The sequence below is a fragment of the Shinella sp. genome (assembly GCF_049651085.1).
In the GTDB taxonomy this organism is placed as follows: Bacteria; Pseudomonadota; Alphaproteobacteria; order Rhizobiales; family Rhizobiaceae; genus Shinella.
Genome location: NZ_JBASBL010000029.1, coordinates 1 through 1,880 on the forward strand (window position 1 = coordinate 1; position 1,880 = coordinate 1,880).

5 protein-coding genes and 1 pseudogene are annotated in these 1,880 nt (G+C 63.0%); 1 reads left to right on the top strand and 5 read right to left on the bottom strand.

The window, feature by feature from the left end:
* The 4 genes from WA950_RS20650 to WA950_RS20665 all read right to left on the bottom strand — a co-directional run.
* Positions 1-166 (bottom strand): DUF1515 family protein (locus WA950_RS20650; RefSeq protein ID WP_424553623.1); only part of this gene is annotated, 166 nt, incomplete at its 3' end.
* Complete coding sequence (locus WA950_RS20655) at positions 139-345, bottom strand: hypothetical protein (protein WP_424553619.1); 207 nt, start codon at positions 343-345, stop codon at positions 139-141. The genes WA950_RS20655 and WA950_RS20650, both read right to left, overlap by 28 nt.
* A complete protein-coding gene (locus WA950_RS20660) occupies positions 263-505 on the bottom strand; it encodes a hypothetical protein (RefSeq protein ID WP_424553620.1) in 243 nt (80 codons plus the stop codon). Before WA950_RS20660 ends, WA950_RS20655 begins: the two co-directional genes overlap by 83 nt.
* Positions 502-1,155 carry a lysozyme gene (locus WA950_RS20665; RefSeq protein ID WP_424553621.1) on the bottom strand — a complete coding sequence of 218 codons (654 nt, stop codon included), beginning with the start codon at positions 1,153-1,155 and terminating at the stop codon, positions 502-504. Before WA950_RS20665 ends, WA950_RS20660 begins: the two co-directional genes overlap by 4 nt.
* Positions 1,156-1,391: 236 nt before the next feature.
* Here WA950_RS20665 and WA950_RS20670 point away from each other — a divergent pair, with 236 nt between their 5' ends.
* Positions 1,392-1,598, top strand: a complete 207-nt coding sequence (locus tag WA950_RS20670; RefSeq protein ID WP_424553622.1) for a hypothetical protein — start codon at positions 1,392-1,394, stop codon at positions 1,596-1,598.
* Here the strand turns inward: WA950_RS20670 and WA950_RS20675 are convergent.
* Positions 1,599-1,880, bottom strand: a pseudogene (locus tag WA950_RS20675) (hypothetical protein); the annotation flags it as partial.

A 1,880-nucleotide genomic window follows, 5' to 3' on the forward strand; every position in this document is an offset into this window, starting at 1 on the left:
TGTGCATCTTGGTCCGGCTGGCATCGGATCTGTCGTCAGACCGTTGTATCTTGTCCTCGATCCGCCGAAGATCCTCCAGGATTGCCCGCTGGCTGGCGATTAGTTCGCCCATCTGCTGGTGCAGCGCCGCATCTGGCATCATTGCCTCTCCCCATGCCGCTGGCATTCATCCTTTGTCCAGACCCCGCCGGCACACAGCCCAACGACCGTCCGGTCGATCTTCCGTTGATCGGCCGCCGTTGCTCCGCGCGCGCCGACCAGATCAGTCCCCACGACGCGACGCTGGCCCGTCACATCGGCCGGCCCGGAAATTCCACAGCCCGCCAGCATCGAGGCACCGGTCATAAGCGCTGCGAGCGTTGTCAGCCGCGTTGCCTGCTTCATTGTTCTGCCTTTCAAGTCTCGAGGTGACGGACCGCGCGCCATCGGCGCGGATGTCGGCGTAAAGCCAGATGAGGGCGGCGGCGATGACGACACCCAGAATGATCTTGTGCCAAGGGATCATGCCGGATCCAGCCGCTTCTTGATGAAGAAGAACAGGCCAACGCCGAAGGAGATCACAAGGATGATCGCCAGCGCCCATTGCAGCGGGCCACTTCCTGCCCCGGCGAGGCCGAGCGTCGAGAGGATGCCGGTAAACCAGGAGACGTACTCCTTCGTGACGACGGGCTCCGGCCTGGGCTTCGCCTCCGTCGTGTTGCTGGAGACAAATTCGCCCTTCGCCCAAAGGCCCGCTTCGGCCGAGCGCCGGTTGACGAGGCCCTTCACCCGCTTGCCGCCGGCATTGACCCACTTCATCAGCTCGGCCGGCACGGCGTCATAGTCGCCCGCATTGAGTTTTTTCAGAAGCGTGGACGAGTGAAGTTTGCCGGTGTTGAAGTCGAAGGAGACGAGAACGGCATGCTGGTTGTCGGTCAGCGGGACCTTGACCAGGCGCTGCACCCGCTCCTCGAACTTGCCGAGATCGGCGCGAAGGATGTCTTCCGCCTCCTTCTGGCTGATGCGCATACCGGCCTTGACGTGCGGGATGCCCGCAGCGCTGGTGTGGCCGTAGCCGATGGTAAGCACCCCGGCCACGTCCTTATAGGCGGTCAGCTCACACCCTTCCCACTGCATGATGTGGGCAAGGCCCGCCGCGTTGATACGTCGTGTCATGGCAATTCCTTTCGGTTGCGATGGAAAATGATTTGTGGCTATGTGCCGATGCCGCTCGCACATCGAGCGGCGGGGCGTGAGAACCCCTCAGAGGCGGCTTTGTGCAGCCGTTACATGCACTCTCCGGTCAAAGGGTCGGGGAGGCCCACGCGTATGTTCAGGGGGCAACCCTAAAGGCGTGGGCGCTCTCCTCTGAGAGTTCTCAACTCCCCGGCTCTGATCTCGACCGGGAAGAAATGCGCAAGATCCTGACAAAGCTGCTAGGCGAGCCAGCACCCGATGGCGGCTGGTCCGTACAGATTTTCCTGACCGACAAGACGCTTACCGAGACGGGAGAGCAGGCGCGAGGTTTGCTCGCCCGCAAGAAAGTCGATGGCGAATGGGTCTACCGCCGGCCGACGCCGGTCGAGGAAAGCGATTACGTCTCCGGCGACGCCTGGTAGTCAGGAAACCAAAGGCGAGAGCGCCGCCACGATGCCTGGCACTGTGCGAGCGCGGTGTGCCGCGATAGTCGGATGAAGGCCATCCGGCAGGTCAGCGGTCGTCGCGCCGGCCCAACCCGGCGCAAGGTCGATCAGCCCGACATTCAGCGACCCGGCGAGCGTCCGGTACATCGCGTAGTGCGAAGCCAGCGTCGAGCGAGCCGTCACCGGCGCCGAACTGCCCAACAGGGTATTCATCGTCATGAGGAATATGCTCGTTGACGGGCTGATCGCCTTGATGCC

Excerpts from the sequence above, each read along its gene's own strand:
- WA950_RS20670 (WP_424553622.1), top strand. The coding sequence starts at position 1,392 with ATGCGCAAGATCCTGACAAAGCTGCTAGGCGAGCCAGCACCCGATGGC.
- WA950_RS20660 (WP_424553620.1), bottom strand. The coding sequence starts at position 505 with ATGATCCCTTGGCACAAGATCATTCTGGGTGTCGTCATCGCCGCCGCC.
- WA950_RS20655 (WP_424553619.1), bottom strand. The coding sequence starts at position 345 with ATGACCGGTGCCTCGATGCTGGCGGGCTGTGGAATTTCCGGGCCGGCC.
- WA950_RS20665 (WP_424553621.1), bottom strand. The coding sequence starts at position 1,155 with ATGACACGACGTATCAACGCGGCGGGCCTTGCCCACATCATGCAGTGG.